Here is a 16,603-nt window from a genome sequence, read left to right on the forward strand (position 1 = left end):
AAATTTGTCAAAAAGGTGCTAGATGTTTTCGAAGCTATTATTAAAACTTGCATTGAAAAAATGGAAAATCGGAGATTATATGGTGAAATTTTGGGATGGAGATACTTACCAAAATGGGTCAAATCCCCCTAAATTTACTATCAAAATCAATCGTCCCTTGAAATTGAGTGATTTGAAAAAAGATATGTCTTTAACAATTGCAGAAGCTTATATGGATGAGGTAATTGACATTGAAGGTTCTATGGATGAGGTCGCTAGAGTATTGTATCTACATACTAATTACGAAGATTTGCATAAGCACGATAATGCTACGCCGATGCAAAGTAGTGCAAAGGAGAAGTCGAATATTTCAAGCCATTACGATTTGGGAAATGATTTTTATTCTATTTGGCTTGATGAGACTTGGAGTTATTCGTGTGCTTATTTCAAGACCCCTCAAGATTCTCTCTATCAAGCCCAAATTCAAAAGCTTGATCATACTCTTAAAAAACTTGATTTGAAAAGTGGTGAAAAACTTTTAGATATCGGTTGTGGTTGGGGATGGTTGTCTATACGTGCGGCTCAGACTTATGGGGTGAATGTGACAGGTGTAACTATCAGTGAGGAGCAGTATAAGGCTGCCACACAGCGGGTTAAAGAAGCAAAACTTGAAGATAAGGTAAGTATCAAGCTGTTAAACTATCAGGATTTAGATGGCAAACAATATCAATTCGATAAAGTGGTAAGTGTAGGGATGTTTGAGCACGTTGGAAAGGCAAATATCCCGCTTTATTTTAAAAAGGTAAAAGAGGTTCTCAAGCCTGGGGGGATGTTTTTGTTGCATTCAATTATGTGTTGTTTTGAAGGCGATACAAATGCGTGGATAGATAAATATATTTTTCCTGGTGGCTATTTGCCTTCTTTAAGAGAAGTGATTTCGATTATGTGTGAATCAGATTTTCATCTTTTGACGGCTGAAAGCTTGCGAATTCATTATGCTAAGACCCTTGATATATGGTATGAGAATTTTAATCGCAATATGGACAAAATTCCTCAAAAATATAGGGATGACAAAAGATTTATTCGTATGTGGGGTCTTTATTTGAATAGTTGTGCCTCTGCATTTAGAGTTGGTAGTGTAGATTTGTTTCAGTTACTTTTGACAAATAGTGTGAATAACGATTTACCATTGACAAAAGATTATATTTATTGCTAAAAGTAGAATTGAATATTTTTATGTTTAGATGTCTCTTGAGCTTGTATCACTATTAAAGAGACTTAAAGAAAGCCCAAAAAGGGATTTTATCTCTCGATAACTTTCCAAGGTAATCCTTGTTTATTTAATTCTTCCATAAAAGGATCGGGATCAAGTTCTTCCATATTAAAAACTCCCGAACCTATAGAATTGATTCCCCATTTGTCTTCACAGATAAGCTTTGCGCCTATCATCGCAGGTACGCCTGTGGTGTAGCTGATAGCTTGAGAATTGACTTCTTGATAGCATTTTTCGTGATCGCATACATTATATATATATATCGTTTTTTCTTGCCCGTTTTTAGTTCCTTGAATATAGCAACCTATGTTGGTTTTGCCTTTTGTTCTGCCTGCAAGACTTGCAGGGTCGGGTAAAAGTGTTTTAAGGAATTGAATGGGGATAATTTTTGTTCCATTATGCTCTACTTCATCAATTCTAAGCATCCCAACATTTTCAAGGCATCGCATATGGTTCAGATAATTTTGTGAAAATGTCATAAAAAATCGGATGCGACGCAGACCTTTGATGTTTTTTACTAACGATTCAAGTTCTTCGTGATAAAGCAAGTAAGAATCTTTTTCCCCAATTTCAGGATATGCCCATACTTGCATAATTTCCATTGGTTCGGTTTCTATCCACTTGCCATTTTCCCAGTATCTACCTTTGGAGCTAACTTCTCTGAGATTGATTTCAGGATTAAAGTTTGTTGCAAAAGGGTAGCCGTGATCCCCTGCGTTACAGTCTAAAATATCAATCGAGTAGATTTCATCAAAATAATGTTTTTGAGCGTAGGCACAAAATACATTAGTCACACCCGGATCAAAACCCGACCCCAAAAGACCAAAAATTCCGGCTTCTTTGTAGGATTTCCCAAACGCCCATTGTTCTTTGTATTGAAATTTTGCTGTGTCAGGGTGTTCATAATTGGCAGTATCAAGGTAGTGGGTTTTAGTCTGAAGACAGGCTTCCATAATGGTGAGATCTTGATAAGGTAGGGCAACATTGATGACGACCTTGGGTTTGTATCGGTTGATCAACTCAATCAGTGCTGCAACATTGTCTGCATCCACACTTTCACAGATAATATCTCCATAACCCTTTGAATGAACGCTTTGAGCAATTTCTTGGCATTTTTTAAGTGTTCTACTTGCTAAAATAATTTTTGCAAAGACCTCTCGATTCATTGCAAGCTTATGGGAAACAACTCCGCCTACGCCACCTGCTCCTATTTGTAAGACTGTATTCATAATATTAACTCCTGAATATTGAATAATTTTTGTAATTATAAGATTAAAATGCTTGAATCTAAGTAACTTTTTATTTGAAAGAAAATTTTATGTAGTTTAAGCTAAAGTTTCATAGAATTAAGATCAATTTTAGTTTATGGTGAAGAAGGAAAAATAATGCAGATAATGAATTTTAATGTTTATGCGACTTTAGTATGTATGGTAGCAGTGTTGCTTTTAGGACGCTTGATTATTAAAAAGGTCAAGTTTTTGCGCGATTATGACATTCCTGAACCTGTGGTTGGGGGCGTTGTGGCAGCACTTCTTGTATTGGTTTTTTATAAGTTTTGTCATTTTGAATTAAAATTTGATTCTTCTCTAAAAGATCCGTTGATGTTGGCATTTTTCACCTCTATTGGCCTGAGCGCTGATTTTGCTTCTTTAAAAAAAGGTGGCAGGATGTTGGCGGTATTTTTAGTTATTGTTGTAGGGCTTTTATTTTTGCAAAACATCATTGGCGTGGCAGTGGCTGAAGCAATGGGTGTGAATCCTTTGATGGGAATGCTTGGAGGCTCTATCACAATGAGCGGAGGTCACGGAACCGGAGCAGCTTGGGCAGAGGTATTTAAAGCAGCTCCTTACAATTTTTCTCCGGCAATGGAGGTGGCAATGGCGTGCGCGACTTTTGGACTTATCAGCGGAGGAATTATTGGCGGACCAGTAGCAAGATATTTGATTAAAAGATATCATTTAAAGACTCCTGGAAATTCTGAAGCTGATGGGAAAGAAGACGTCCATCCAGTTGGATTTGAGTCGCCTAAAAAAGAACGCTTAATAACAGCTTCGAGTTTTGTGGAGTCTTTAGCATTGATTGCAGTCGCATTGCTTTTAGGGACAACTATTTCTGAATGGGTCAAAAATTATTCGAGTTTTACATTGCCAACTTTTGTTTGGTGTCTTTTCGTGGGGGTTATTCTAAGAAATATGCTTTCTGCTCTCAATATTCATAAGGTTTTTGATCGTGAGGTTGCTGTGCTTGGGAATGTGAGTTTGTCTTTATTTTTAGCATTTGCATTGATGACTATCAATCTTTGGGAACTTGTGGCTTTGGCATTACCAATGGTGGTAATTTTGGTATGTCAAGTGATTGTAATGGTTCTTTATGCGGTGTTTGTAACTTTTAGATTTTGTGGCAAAGATTATGATGCAGCTGTTTTTGCAGCCGGACATTGCGGATTTGGGCTTGGAGCGACGCCTACAGCTATGGTAAATATGCAGACTATCACCAATCATTATGGGTATTCTCACGTAGCTTTTATTGTCGTGCCTTTGGTAGGGGCATTTTTTATCGATCTAGTCAATGCTTTGGTTATTAACGGATTTTTATATCTTCCTTTTTTTACTCACTGAATTTGATAGTGTTTTAGAATGCTCTAGATGTATTCAGTCTAGAGCGACTTTATAATCAGGGTCATCAAGTTCATAAGTGCAGTATTTTTGCGCTAAATGCAAGGTTTTTTTACAATCTTGGCTTAAATGGCGAAGCTTAAGTTTTTTGCCTTCTAAAATGTATTTTTTTGCGACTTTATCAATCGCTTCAACCCCGCTGCTATCCATTACTCTAGTTTTACCAAAATCAATCACGACGTTTTGAGGGTCATTTTTAGGGTCAAAAAGATCATTTGCAAAACCTGTGCTTGAGCCAAAAAATAGAGGACCTTCAAGCTCATATACTTTTGTCCCATCTTCTTGAATCTTACACACAGATCTGATTTTTGCGTTTTGATAAGCAAACACAAGTGCAGAAATAATGACCCCGATAATCACAGCAATAGCCAAATCGGCAAAAATAGTGATGATGGTGACGGCAATAAGCACAAAAGCATCAGGTTTGCCCATTGTTTTTAACCTAGAGAGGCTTGCCCATTCAAAAGTTTTGATTGAGACCATAAACATAATTCCTACCAAAACACCAATAGGAATTTTGCCAATAATTCCAGGAATGCTGACTACAAAGACAATCAGTAAAATTGCTGCTGTAATTGAGGAAAGCTTGGTTGTTCCCCCAGAAGTAGAATTGATAATGCTTTGACCGATCATTGCACATCCTGCCATCGCGCCAAAAAACCCGCAAGTTGTATTCCCTATACCTTGTGCAATGCATTCTTGATTGCTGTTTCCTCGTTTGCCTCCAAGTTCATCAAGGACTGAGAGTGTCAATAGCGCTTCAATCAATCCGACTAATGCCAAAATAATCGAATAGGGCAAGATGATTTTAAGGGTTTCCCAATTAAGTGGAGCTTGCGGGATTCCAAAATGCGGGAGTGTGCCACTCATATTCCCTAAATCTGCAACACTTTTAGTATCTAAATGTAAAAAATAAGAAATCAATCCCAACCCGACAATTGCAACCAATCCTGCTGGAATGATTTTGCTGAAGCGTGGAAGAATAAACATTATTGCCATTGTAATTCCAACTAGCACATACATAGATATGCCTTCTCCTTTAAAAAACTGCAATTGACTCATTGCAATGATGATGGCTAATCCATTTACAAATCCAAAAATTGCGGGTTGGGGGACAAAACGGATGAATTTACCCAGTCGAAAAATACCGATGAGGATTTGAAAAATACCTGCTAAAATGCTTGCCCACAAGACATATTGCAACCCGTGGCTGAGCGAAAGGCTTGCTATAACAACAACCATAGAGCCTGCAGCCCCGCTAATCATTCCAGGCTTACCACCAAGAATAGCTGTGATAAGTCCCAAAATAAAAGCCGTATAAAGCCCTATGATGGGATCAAAATTTGCCACAAGAGCAAATCCGATGGCTTCAGGGATGAGGGCAACGGCTACGACTGCTCCGGAGAGCATATCGTTTTTTGTTCGGATCAATCGATAATGCATTTATCTTCCTCTCAGATTTTAAATTTGTCATAATTGATAATTCGAGTGGGAATTTGCTGAATAACCACGTGAAGAAATTTTAAAGGCGGTATTATATCACGATTCAAAAATGTAAAAAGTTTATTTTTCTTTTTTGAATTCAAAAATCCAAACCTCTGCAATCCATAGGGGAGTTTATGATAAAATTATTTTATCGAAGGAGATGAATGTTTGGTGATGAACGGTTGATGTCAATATGCCTTGAAGAAGCTTGGAAATATCAGACTCTTACGCTTCCTAATCCTGCTGTAGGTGCAATGGTAGTCGAAAAAAATACCGAAGTGCTTTCAGTTTGTGCTCATACCAAAAGCGGTACGGCTCACGCTGAAGTGAATGCCTTAAAAGTCGCCTATGAAAAATTGAGCAATCAAGTTTGTCCCGCCAAAACTTCAAATGATATTCATTATTTTTTGGCGAAAAATCATCGGGGTATTTTTAAAGATTGTAGTCTTTATGTTACGCTTGAGCCGTGCAATCATTATGGAAAAACGCCTCCGTGTGCAGAACTTTTAGAAATTATCAGACCCAAAAGAGTCATCGTGGGTGCTATGGAGAGACAGGCGGAGGCATTTGGAGGTGCTAAAAGGCTTTTAAATGCTGGTATTGAAGTGAGACTAGGGATTTTAGAAAAGGAATGCAATGCAATGCTTTATCCTTTTTTGTGCCAGAAAGAAAATGGGCGTTTTAATCTTTTTAAAATTGCTCAACGTCTTAATGGGGATTACAAAAGCGGGATCATTTCAGGATTGAGTTCTAGGGAATTCACTCACAATCAACGCAGTGTAGCAAATGCATTGATAGTTTCTGGAGCAACGCTTAGAGAGGACAGACCGACTTTGGATTCAAGATATGCACTAAAAGATTATGGAAAAAAGGCGCCTAATGTGCGGATTTTAACCTCTCAATCTGAGTTTGATCTTGATATCCCACTTTTTAGTGTTCCTGATCGTGAAGTAAAAATATGCCATAGCATATCGGATTTGGGATTGGAATCTGGTTTTAATATTATTGAGGGCGGTTGGAGGCTTTTTAAAAGTTTAAATTCGCAAATAGATATGGTTTTGGTGCATTTTTCCCCGACCTTAAAAATGGGTGTGCATTCAGCGGGTTTTGAATGGGGAGGGGAACTTCTTTATACTCAAAAATTGGAAAATGATGCATTGTTATGGATAAAAAGATGCTGAAAATTTATCAGCTCCACGATGGGTATTGCTACAATAGTGACAGTTTGTTTTTGTATGATTTTGCTAGAGGTTTTTTGAAAAAATCTTTTTGTATTTTGGAGATAGGATCAGGAAGCGGGGTTATTGGATTGCTTTGTGCGAAAGAAAGTGGGGCTAGCCTTGTGATGGTGGAAGCTGATGAGGCGAGTGCTAGTTTATCTCAAATCAATGCAAAAAGTGCAGGGGTAGAAGCAAGAGTTATTTGTGAGGATTTTTTGCAATATAAAACTTCTGAAAAATTTGATGTTGTAATATCTAATCCTCCATTTTATAGAGCTGGTGTAGTGGCGCCAAAAAATCCTCGGATTCAGATGGCTAGAAATGAAGAATTTTTACCTTTTGAAAAACTTTGCAAGCAGGTAAAAAGAGTTTTAAAACCCAATGGAAGCTTTATATTTTGTTACGATGCTAAGGAGTCTCATCGGGTTTTTTATACTTTGAAAGCAGTGGGATTTAATGCTGAAGTGATGCGGTTTATACATCCCCGTCTTGATAAAGGGGCAAGTTTGATGTTATGTAGAGCTCGTATAAATACAAAATCAAGCTTGAAGGTTCTACCGCCTTTATTTACGCATAATTCCGCACTCCAAACAGACAACACCAAAGAGGTTAAGGAGATTTATCAGAGAGCAAATACGCATAGCATTAAGGTATATTCTAGGGATTTACCGCAAAATTTGAGCGGAAAAATTCAATGAAACGTTGCTCACATTGTCATTTAGAATATCCTGATAGCGCATTAAAGCATTCCAAGATCGGGGAAGAAGATTTGTATTTTTGTTGCAATGGATGTGAAAGCGTGTATTTTTTGCTCAAACAAAGTGGTTTTGATGGGTTTTATGACAAGTTGGGACAAAATACGCTTGCGCCTGTAGGGGAAAAAGCTCAAAGGGAAGATTTGACTTCTTTTGATACTCCTGCTTTTGCAAAAAAATATATTTACACAAAAGATGGACTTTCTAGAATTTCTTTAATTTTGGAAGGCATTCATTGTGCAGCTTGTGTTTGGCTCAATGAAAAAATTCTGAATGCCCAAGAGGGTGTTTATGATGCAAGCGTTCATTATACAAACAATCGAGTGAAAATTACTTTTGATCCTTCAAAAATAACTCCTTCAAAAATTATATCTCTCATTCGTTCTATCGGTTATGATGCCTATGCATATGATCCTAAGATTCAAGAAATCAAATCTAAAAAAGAACGCAGGCGTTATTATATTGCTCTCATTGTAGCGATTTTTTGCACGATGAATATTATGTGGATAGCTGTAGCCCAATATGCGGGGTATTTTTTAGGTATTACCCAAGAGATGAAAAATGCTTTGAACTTAGTTTCTTTTTTTCTTAGCACACCGGTGTTGTTTTATACGGGCAAGGTTTTTTTTGTCGGGGCGTATTATGGTTTGAAAAATCGTTTTGTTGGGATGGATTTGCTGGTATGTGTGGGGGCGAGTTTGACTTATTTTTATTCTGTTTATGCAGCATTAAGCGGGATTGGTGAAACGTATTTTGAATCAGTGGCGATGATTATTACCATTGTGTTTGCGGGAAAATTTTTAGAAATCAAATCCAAAAGAGCTGCTGGAGATGCTTTAGACAAACTCAATTCAAAAATACCAAATAGCGTGATTATCCTAGAAGATTCTCAAAGGATTGCTAAAATGCCTCAAGAGGTAAAAGTGGGAGATATTGTTGAGGTATTGCCTGGAGAATCTTTGGCACTAGATGGATATTTAATAGGGGAAGAGGTATTTTTAGATACGAGGGCTTTAAATGGAGAATCGTTGCCTCTGAAAGTACAAGCTGGAGAGGAAATTTTTTCGGGTTATGTAAATACAGATAAAAGTTTTATTTACAGGGTTTCTAAACCATTTGAGGATTCTTTAATGAGTCGTTTAGTAAGGCTTTTAGAAGATTGTATTGCTCATAAGCCTCATATCCAAACACTTGCGAATTCGCTTTCGCAGCATTTTTCAAAAGCTGTTTTAGGTATAGGTGCATTGAGTTTTCTTGGTTGGCATTATCTTGGAGGTGCTTCGTTTGAGCATTCTTTGATCATAGCAATTTCTGTTATTGTGATTTCGTGTCCCTGTGCTCTTGCTTTGGCTACTCCGATAGCTACAGTTGTAGGTCTTGGGGAGGCTTATAAAAAAGGCTTGGTATTTAAAGAAGCCTCTTTTTTGGAAAGTATGGCAAAGGCACATAAGGTTCTTTTGGACAAAACAGGCACTCTGAGTGCAGGAGAACCCGGTGTTGTTAATATTTTAGGATTTAAGGCATTTGACAAAAAGCTTTTGAGTGCTTTTGTATCTCAAAGCAAACACCCTATTTCTCAAAGTATCGCTAAATTTTTGGGGAAGTCAGATTGTTCAATCAATGATTTTTCTCAAAGTTGTGCAAGGGGGATTCAAGGGATTAGCGGAGGAAAAAGACTATATGGCGGGAGTTTGGAATATCTACATTCAGAGGGTGTGAAAATTCCTAAAATCGATGGACTTGATGAAAATATGGTGTTTGGATACGCCATTGAAAGAGAGTTGATGGCAGTATTTTTACTTCGGGATGAATTGAAAAAGGGAGCCAAAGATTTTATTGATGCATTAAAAAAGCTTGGAGTGGGAATTGAGATACTCAGCGGAGATAGGGAAGCGGTTGTAAAAAAGGTTTCTAGAGAACTTGGAATTGAAAATTATCAAGCTTCTTTAAAGCCTGAAGAAAAAGGTCAGGTTGTGGATAACTGCCATCAGAAAGGGGAAATCGTGATAATGGTTGGAGATGGTATTAATGATACTTTGGCTTTAGGTAAAAGTGATGTAGGGATTTCTATGGGGGCGGGCAGTGATATTGCCATTGCCTCTTCAGATGTTGTTGTGCTTGATGATAAACTTTCCACACTTTTAGAAGCGTTTAAAATTTCCAAAAGAACTTACAAGATCATTAAACAGAATATTGCTTTAAGTATTATTTATAATGCATTGATGATTCCTTTGGCAATAGCGGGATTTGTGATTCCTCTTATTGCTGCACTCAGTATGAGTGCGAGCTCTTTTTTGGTTGTTTTAAACAGTTTGCGCATTCGAAAATAGATTTTTTAATTAATAAAATGATAATAATTACTATTTTTTATATTTATTTAAGTTAAGATGATTTATAATTCTTCAATTTAAAAACAAACGTTAAAGTATCGGTCATTAAAAACCGAAGGAGAAAAAATGGAATTCCAAAGTGTGATTAATCATATGAATGACCATCATCAGTCAGAATTAGTAGGACTTTTAAAAAAATTTGGTCAGATTACCGATCCGAAAAATACCAAGCTTTTAAACGTTGATGCTATGGGTATGGACATTGGTTATGATGATGGTAAAAGTTTCAGGGTTGAATTCCCTCAAAAAGTTTCTGATATGAAAGAGGGTTTGAGAAATGCCATCATAGAGCTTTGTCAAAGTGTTCCAAAAACACTTGATATTGCTTCTGTAAAAAAAGAAATTGAAGCATTTATAGATGGTTTTGGTTCAGTTGTGATTTCAAGTCTTCATCCTTCAGGCAAGGTAGTCTGTTCTTATGCTCCTCTTTTGAAGAATAATGGAAAATATTATATTTATATCAGCGAAGTGAGCGAACATTATGAGAGTTTAAAAGCAAATCCAAAAAATGTTGAGGTGATGTTTCTTGAAGATGAATCCAAAGCAAAATCCGTTATTTTAAGAAAACGCTTGCGTTATAAAACAGAAGTGAGTTTTGTTGCACGCGGTGAAGAATTTGAAAAAGTTTTTGATAGCTTTGTTGCAGATACCGGCGGAGCCGGAGGCATTAAAACAATCAGAAATATGATGGATTTTCATCTTGTCGCTCTTCATTTTGGGAACGGCAGGTTTGTCAAAGGATTTGGACAAGCCTATGATATTCTTGATGGTAAAATTTGCTATATAGGAGGTGAAGGTAACCCACATAAATTTAAAAAATAATTCTTAATTGTTTAGTTGTTTCGTTAAAAATTAAAGGAGAGTAGGTGTGGTTGTGGTGAGGGTCTCCTTTAGTTTGGTTGTTTAGTTTGTAAATCGTGATTTTAGTTAGAGCAATGTCTCCCATTGCTTTAACTTCGCATTATCTTCCTTTTAATAAATGCCAGGCTTCTTCTACCTGAGCATTTATTTTTATTTCCGCTATAAATATTGATGAAATATGATGAAATTTTAGCTAAGTTTTTTCTTCAAAATATTTAAAAATAGACTAAAATTTTAAGGCTCAAAAATAAAAAAATGTTTTATACTTTGAATAGTTTTTTTCAAGGATAGTGATGAAATATTCCCAAACCAGTCTAGGGATTTTTTATATGGCGGCATCATCGTTTAGTTTTGCTTTGATGAACGCTTTTGTCAAGGTTTTATCTCCCCAACTTTCGCCGATGGAAAATATCTTTTTTCGATCTTTTGTGATGGTAATTTTTGTACTTGGAATTTTTAGTGTTTCTCCCCCGAACAATAAAGGAAAGAAAAAAGGCGGATGGGGAAAGTTAATATTTCGTGCCGTTATTGGGGGTTTGAGTATGCTTGCTTTGTTTTATAACATCGCTACCATTCCTTTGGGAACAGCTACGGCATTTGCTCAAAGTGTCCCTATTTATACGGTAATTTTTTCAATTATTTTTTTAAAGGAGCGACCCAAGATTGGGGTAATATTTGCCACAATTATTGGTTTTATTGGGGTAATCTGTATTTCTAATCCAAGCGTTGGAGGGTTAGAAGCCAAAAATATATTTGCAGGAATTTTTAGTGGCGTGAGTGCAGCTTTGGCATTTATCACATTAAGAAGTTTAAGAGATTATTTTGATGAAAAAAGCGTTGTATTTGCCTTTGGGATTACGATGACTTTGATTGGAGGTGTGGGTATTTTTATCAATATCCCTCATCTCTCAAATGGTTGGAGTTCTCCAAGTGGGTTAGAATGGATTTATATTGTAGCAATGGGATTGGCAGGTACATTTGGGCAGCAGTTTTTAACGCGTGCTTATATGCTTGCACCAGCTGGAATTGTGGCGCCGATTGATTATAGTCGTATTGTTTGGGGGGTATTATTGGGATTATTTTTAGGAGATCGTTTTCCAGACTTGATGAGCGGGATTGGAATAATTTTGATTTTAATCTCAGGAGTTTTAATTGCTCTTCCGGTGTTTTTGCGCGATATCAAAAGGATAAAAAATGTTTGATATGAAATCAATCTTAGAAGAAACCAAAAAAATTGCAATTATTGGTTTGAGTCCTAATGAAACCAAAGACAGCCATCAGGTAGGAAAATATCTCTTGGAAGCAAATTATTGCATTGTTCCAATTTATCCCAAAGAAGAAATGATTTTAGGGCAGAAAGTTTATAGAGAGATTAGCTTGGCTTTAAATGAAGAGAAACCAGATATGGGTTGTCGTGTTTCGAAAAAGCGAGTCGTGTGTTCAAATTGCACGCGAAATTTTAATATCGGGATTTTTGCCAAAGATCTTTTGGATGCAGTTAGGAATTTCAAATCAAGAAGCAAAAGATATGCTAGAATCCGAAAGTATCAGTGTGGTCGAAAACAAATGCATTAAAATTGAACACCAAAGATTAGTAGGAGGCAAAATATGATCCCTTTAGAAAAAATCAAACAAGCTCGCTCAAGAATAGAGTCCGTTATTGAGGCTATCCCGCTTTCTTTTGCTCCTCGATTGAGTCAAGAAGTCGGCGCTCAGATTTATTTAAAAAAGGAAAATCTTCAGCGAACAGGTGCATTTAAGATACGTGGCGCATTCAATAAAATAGCAAGTATGTCCAAACAGGATCGTGAAAAGGGTGTCATTGCTTCATCTGCGGGAAATCACGCTCAAGGCGTGGCCTATTCTGCGGGTTATTTTGATATTCGATCTGTCATTGTTATGCCTGAAGCCACTCCGTTGCTTAAGGTCATTGCAACAAAGAGATTGGGCGCAGAGGTTATTTTGGCTGGCGATAATTATGATGAAGCCTATGCTTATGCACTCAAGTTATCTCAAGAACAAAAGCTTCAGTTTATCCATCCGTTTGCTGATGATGAAGTGATGGCAGGTCAAGGAAGTATTGCCCTTGAGATGATGGAAGAGGAGGCTGAACTCAATATGATTTTAGTCCCTATTGGAGGCGGAGGGTTGATAGGAGGTATTGCAAGTGCTTATAAAGCGTTGAAACCTGATGTTAAAGTGATTGGTGTTACAGCAAAGGGCGCTCCAGCAATGAGGGAGAGCTTCAAACAACGAAATATTCAAAAGACAGATTTTGTCCGTACAATTGCTGATGGAATAGCTGTAAGAGATGTGAATGAAAAAAATTTTCACTATATTTGCGATGGAGTGAGTGATATTCTTGAAGTCGATGATGAGGAAATAGCTAGTGGCATTTTATATCTGCTCGAAAATCAAAAATTAGTCGTAGAAGGTGCAGGGGCTGCGTCTGTTGCAGCTCTTTTGCACAAAAAGATTGATCTCAAGCCGACAGATAAAATCGGCGTAGTGCTTAGCGGGGGAAACATTGATGTAACGATGTTGAATCTGATCATTGAAAAAGGATTGTTGAAATCAGATCGCAAGATGAAATTTAAAGTGATTTTAATTGATAAACCCGGCAGTCTTCAGAAACTCACAGATATTTTGACCCAAGTGGGAGCAAATATTGTTCAAATTGATTATGATCGAGTGAGTACCAATTTAGATTATGGAGATGCGAGTGTAACGATGGCTTTAGAGACAAAAGGAAGAGAACATAAGGAGCAAATTCGATTCAAGCTTTTGGAATGTGGGTATAAATTTAACGAGATTTTTTGATGGGTTCAGAAACGCTTCAACGGATTGTTTTGTATTTGAGATTTTGGCTAGAGAGGCACAGTCAAACCAAACGTGCTTTTGATATTGTTGATATTTTCTTTTTAGTGATTGCTTTTTGCAGTGTTTGTCTGCAATTTTTGATGATCAGCCAAATGTCTGTGAGTTATAAGGAAGCTTACGGGTTTTTTTATGAAAAAAATTTTGTTTTTGATTTGGTCAGGCTGAGTACGGGGATTTTTGGACAAAATGATTATGCCTTAAGAGGACCTTTTGTTGTTATCCATTTTTTAAATATGCTTCTAGTTTATGCCATCAGTAGAAATTATCTTAAAAAGCCTACTGATAGCCTTTTTGCTGTTTTGGTTTATGCAATGCTTCCTGGAATCAACTTCAGTGCGGTTTTATTGGTAAAAAGCGGTTTGATTATTTTTGTTTCGCTTTTGATTTGCTATATCAATATCAGATATAAAAAAATCCCCTATATTCTATTATTTGTGAGTATTTTTACAGATAGCAGTTCAAGTGTATTATTTTTGGCAGTGACATTTTATGCCATAAAAAATAAAATGCCAAAGACAATTATTTATTGCTTGTGCGGATTTGCTATCAATATGCATTTGTTTGATTTGGATATCAGAGGTAGGCCGCAGGGTCATTTTTTAGATATTTTGGGTGAAATGGCAATGCTTTTCTCTCCTTTTTTGTTTGTTTATTATAATTACACGCTTTATTGGGCCATTACCAAACATCAAAATAATTTGATGACTTATATCAGTGTGACAAGTTTGATGTTTGCTTTGTTGCTTTCGATTCGCCAAAATATTGATTCTGAGATTTTTGTTCCTATGAGTGTCGTGGGGCTACCTGTTATGATTAAAAGTTTTTTTAATGATATGAGGATTCGTTTGCCTCGTTTTCGAACACGCTATAAGATGAGATTTTTTCTAGTCTTTGCGGTTTTGCTTTTGGAAACGCTTTTTTTGTTTGGAAATAAATGGAGTTATTTTTTTAGTGCCAAAGATAACTTTGCTTCTAGCTATTATGTGGTTAAAGAGCTTGCGAATGCATTAAAAAAATACGGGATCAATGCTATTTATACAAAAGATGAAAGACTTGCGCTTCGACTCCAATTTTATGGTATTAATAAGGGCAAGGAATTGAGGTTGATTAAGATTCCAAATGGCGCTAAAGGAGATATTGGGATAGAGTATATGGGAAGAAATATCCGTTCATATAATATTATCAAGATAAATAAATGAGGGCAGCGTTTAGTTTGCTTGAAATTATGGTTGTTTTATTATTGGCAAGCATTCTTGCTTTTTTTGCTTTTCCAAAAACAGATGCAACGCTTTTGATGGCTGCAAATTCTTTGCTTGAGCATATATCTTATACCCGTCATTTGGCTTTAAATGATAATTTGATTTATACCCATATCAAGCAGACTCATTCGCTTGTAAGCCGATTTAGAAGTATTAATCCCAATGCTTTGATACAAAAAAATCCGATGTGGCAGATACAATTTCATTTGAGTGGGAAATATACTTTCATTAGTTACAGTATTTATGTGGATACCCCACGCTTTGCTCCCACTACTGATTATGATGGGAGACCTATGGATGGAGATATTATAGCGATTGGAGGCGGGGATAGAAAATGTTTGAGCGGCTATAATAATACGAATATTTCAGATGAATGTAAAAATAATTCGAGTGTTTTTGTTCGGCTTCACGAGGTCTATGGGTTGGAAAATTTGCGCATAGAATCAGATGGTTTTTGCAAAGAAAAAAGAGGAGCCAGAATTTATTTTGATCGTTTTGGAATCCCTTATTGCAACAAGGAAAGAATAAGATTGGCACATTCTTTCAAAATTATTTTAGAAAAGAGAGGGAAAAGTAAGTCTATTTGTGTTTTGCCAAGCGGGTATGCTTTTTTGCTTCAAAAAGGAAATGATTGTGAAACGAAAAATAGCTATTCTTTGTGATTTTGATGTGATGAAGCGTCCTAGACCATTTCGACTTGTCCAAATGTTGCAAGAAAAGTATGAAATTTTTTGTATTGCTAAAGAATGTGCAACAATAAAAGGCGTCAAGTGTTTTTCTTTCCCAGCATCCAAAACATCTAAAGAACGCACTAAAGAAGAGAATGAGGCGATTTTAAATCATTGCCGAAATAAAAATTTTGATGCATTGATTGATACCTCTAATCGCAAGATCATTACAGAAATTTTGGCGAACTTGCCCGATCTTGATTTGATTGTGGTTGAAGATATTCCGCTCTTGCCTTTTGCAACGCGGTATGTTCATAGGCATTCAAATACTAAGATTTTGGTTGATTTGCGGGAGTATTACCCGCTTGAATACCAAAATGATGCTTTATGGATGGAAACTTTTGGGGTATTTTTTGCTCATTTATGTGAAGAGTATTTGCCAAAAGTTGATTATGCAATCAGTGTGAATGAAAGAATCGCTAAAAAGTATCAAGAAGTGTTTGGAATTTCTTGCGAAGCGTTTTACTCTCTCCCACCTTTTTATCCTCTTTTGCCTTCTAAAACCTCTCATAAGATTCAGATTATTTATCACGGATTTTTAAGTTTTGATAGAAATTCGGAGAATTTACTTGAAATTGCTAAAAGATTGGATCCAAAATTTTGTTTAAATATAATGGGGCTTAGCAACCAAAAAGGTTTTTTGGAGAGTCTTCAAACTGAAGCGAAAAAATTACCCAATGTGAATTTTTTACCGCCTGTAGCAATGGAGGATATCATTCCTTTTTGCAATCGTTTTGATATTGGTATTATTACTTTGCCCCCAAACGGCTTTAATAATATTAATGCTTTGCCCAATAAATTTTTTGAATATATCCAATCCCGATTGTGCGTGGTTTCCTACCCATCACCTGAAATCAAAGCTTTGATTTCAGATAAAGGGATTGGGAAGAGTGCCTTAGATTTTGACCCTCAAAGCATAGCAAGCGTTTTAAATGCGATGGACAAAAAAAGTATTTGGAATTACAAACTTGCTTCTTCTCAAAGTGCTTTAGAGTTAAGTTTGCAGACCAATAAGCCTAAAATAATTAGGATTATCGAATCTGTTTTAGGGATTTAGGATCAAATGATTGAACAATAAAGTTTTTGTTATAATTTAAA

14 protein-coding genes and 1 pseudogene are annotated in these 16,603 nt (G+C 36.3%); 13 read left to right on the forward strand and 2 right to left on the reverse strand.

Annotated features, from left to right (window positions below; genetic code table 11):
* Positions 1–22 precede the first annotated feature (22 nt).
* Positions 23–1,195, forward strand: coding sequence for a class I SAM-dependent methyltransferase (locus BKH41_RS02375; RefSeq protein WP_095296834.1), 1,173 nt, complete (start codon positions 23–25; stop codon positions 1,193–1,195).
* An 86-nt stretch (positions 1,196–1,281) separates the two neighbouring features.
* Here the strand turns inward: BKH41_RS02375 and BKH41_RS02380 are convergent, their stop codons facing one another.
* A complete protein-coding gene (locus BKH41_RS02380) occupies positions 1,282–2,481 on the reverse strand; it encodes a saccharopine dehydrogenase family protein (protein WP_095296835.1) in 1,200 nt (399 codons plus the stop codon).
* Between the two features lie 156 nt (positions 2,482–2,637).
* Here BKH41_RS02380 and gltS point away from each other — a divergent pair, with 156 nt between their 5' ends.
* On the forward strand, positions 2,638–3,870 hold the full coding sequence (gene gltS, locus BKH41_RS02385) for a sodium/glutamate symporter (RefSeq protein ID WP_095296836.1): 1,233 nt from the start codon (positions 2,638–2,640) through the stop codon (positions 3,868–3,870).
* 33 nt (positions 3,871–3,903) lie between these two features.
* On the opposite strand, the gene BKH41_RS02390 is transcribed toward gltS, so the two are convergent.
* Positions 3,904–5,370 carry a SulP family inorganic anion transporter gene (locus tag BKH41_RS02390; protein WP_095296837.1) on the reverse strand — a complete coding sequence of 489 codons (1,467 nt, stop codon included), beginning with the start codon at positions 5,368–5,370 and terminating at the stop codon, positions 3,904–3,906.
* Between the two features lie 206 nt (positions 5,371–5,576).
* Here BKH41_RS02390 and ribD point away from each other — a divergent pair, with 206 nt between their 5' ends.
* The 11 genes and pseudogenes from ribD to BKH41_RS02440 all read left to right on the forward strand — a co-directional run bounded on the left by ribD (position 5,577) and on the right by BKH41_RS02440 (position 16,562).
* On the forward strand, positions 5,577–6,593 hold the full coding sequence (ribD, locus tag BKH41_RS02395; protein ID WP_095296838.1) for a bifunctional diaminohydroxyphosphoribosylaminopyrimidine deaminase/5-amino-6-(5-phosphoribosylamino)uracil reductase RibD: 1,017 nt from the start codon (positions 5,577–5,579) through the stop codon (positions 6,591–6,593).
* Complete coding sequence (locus BKH41_RS02400; RefSeq protein ID WP_095296949.1) at positions 6,575–7,330, forward strand: methyltransferase; 756 nt, start codon at positions 6,575–6,577, stop codon at positions 7,328–7,330. Before ribD ends, BKH41_RS02400 begins: the two co-directional genes overlap by 19 nt.
* On the forward strand, positions 7,327–9,717 hold the full coding sequence (locus BKH41_RS02405) for a heavy metal translocating P-type ATPase (protein WP_095296839.1): 2,391 nt from the start codon (positions 7,327–7,329) through the stop codon (positions 9,715–9,717). The genes BKH41_RS02400 and BKH41_RS02405 overlap by 4 nt, the downstream gene beginning before the upstream one ends.
* Positions 9,718–9,843: 126 nt before the next feature.
* On the forward strand, positions 9,844–10,599 hold the full coding sequence (locus BKH41_RS02410; RefSeq protein ID WP_095296840.1) for a HugZ family heme oxygenase: 756 nt from the start codon (positions 9,844–9,846) through the stop codon (positions 10,597–10,599).
* A 332-nt stretch (positions 10,600–10,931) separates the two neighbouring features.
* Complete coding sequence (locus tag BKH41_RS02415; RefSeq protein WP_095296841.1) at positions 10,932–11,840, forward strand: DMT family transporter; 909 nt, start codon at positions 10,932–10,934, stop codon at positions 11,838–11,840.
* A gap of 1 nt (position 11,841) precedes the next feature.
* Positions 11,842–11,985, forward strand: a pseudogene (locus BKH41_RS10060) (CoA-binding protein); the annotation flags it as partial.
* 40 nt (positions 11,986–12,025) lie between these two features.
* Positions 12,026–12,250 (forward strand): CoA-binding protein, encoded by a 225-nt coding sequence (locus tag BKH41_RS10065; RefSeq protein ID WP_257875384.1) that lies wholly within the window; start codon positions 12,026–12,028, stop codon positions 12,248–12,250.
* Positions 12,247–13,458: a threonine ammonia-lyase gene (gene ilvA, locus BKH41_RS02425; RefSeq protein WP_095296842.1), complete on the forward strand. Its 1,212-nt coding sequence runs from the start codon at positions 12,247–12,249 to the stop codon at positions 13,456–13,458. The genes BKH41_RS10065 and ilvA overlap by 4 nt, the downstream gene beginning before the upstream one ends.
* Positions 13,458–14,717: a glycosyltransferase family 39 protein gene (locus BKH41_RS02430; RefSeq protein ID WP_095296843.1), complete on the forward strand. Its 1,260-nt coding sequence runs from the start codon at positions 13,458–13,460 to the stop codon at positions 14,715–14,717. Before ilvA ends, BKH41_RS02430 begins: the two co-directional genes overlap by 1 nt.
* A complete protein-coding gene (locus tag BKH41_RS02435; RefSeq protein ID WP_143428684.1) occupies positions 14,714–15,439 on the forward strand; it encodes a prepilin-type N-terminal cleavage/methylation domain-containing protein in 726 nt (241 codons plus the stop codon). The genes BKH41_RS02430 and BKH41_RS02435 overlap by 4 nt, the downstream gene beginning before the upstream one ends.
* The gene (locus BKH41_RS02440) at positions 15,411–16,562 is read left to right on the forward strand and encodes a glycosyltransferase (protein ID WP_095296844.1); all 1,152 of its coding nucleotides are present in this window, start codon (positions 15,411–15,413) and stop codon (positions 16,560–16,562) included. Before BKH41_RS02435 ends, BKH41_RS02440 begins: the two co-directional genes overlap by 29 nt.
* Positions 16,563–16,603 lie beyond the last annotated feature (41 nt).

Source organism: Helicobacter sp. 12S02232-10, assembly GCF_002272895.1.
Taxonomy (GTDB): domain Bacteria; phylum Campylobacterota; class Campylobacteria; order Campylobacterales; family Helicobacteraceae; genus Helicobacter_J.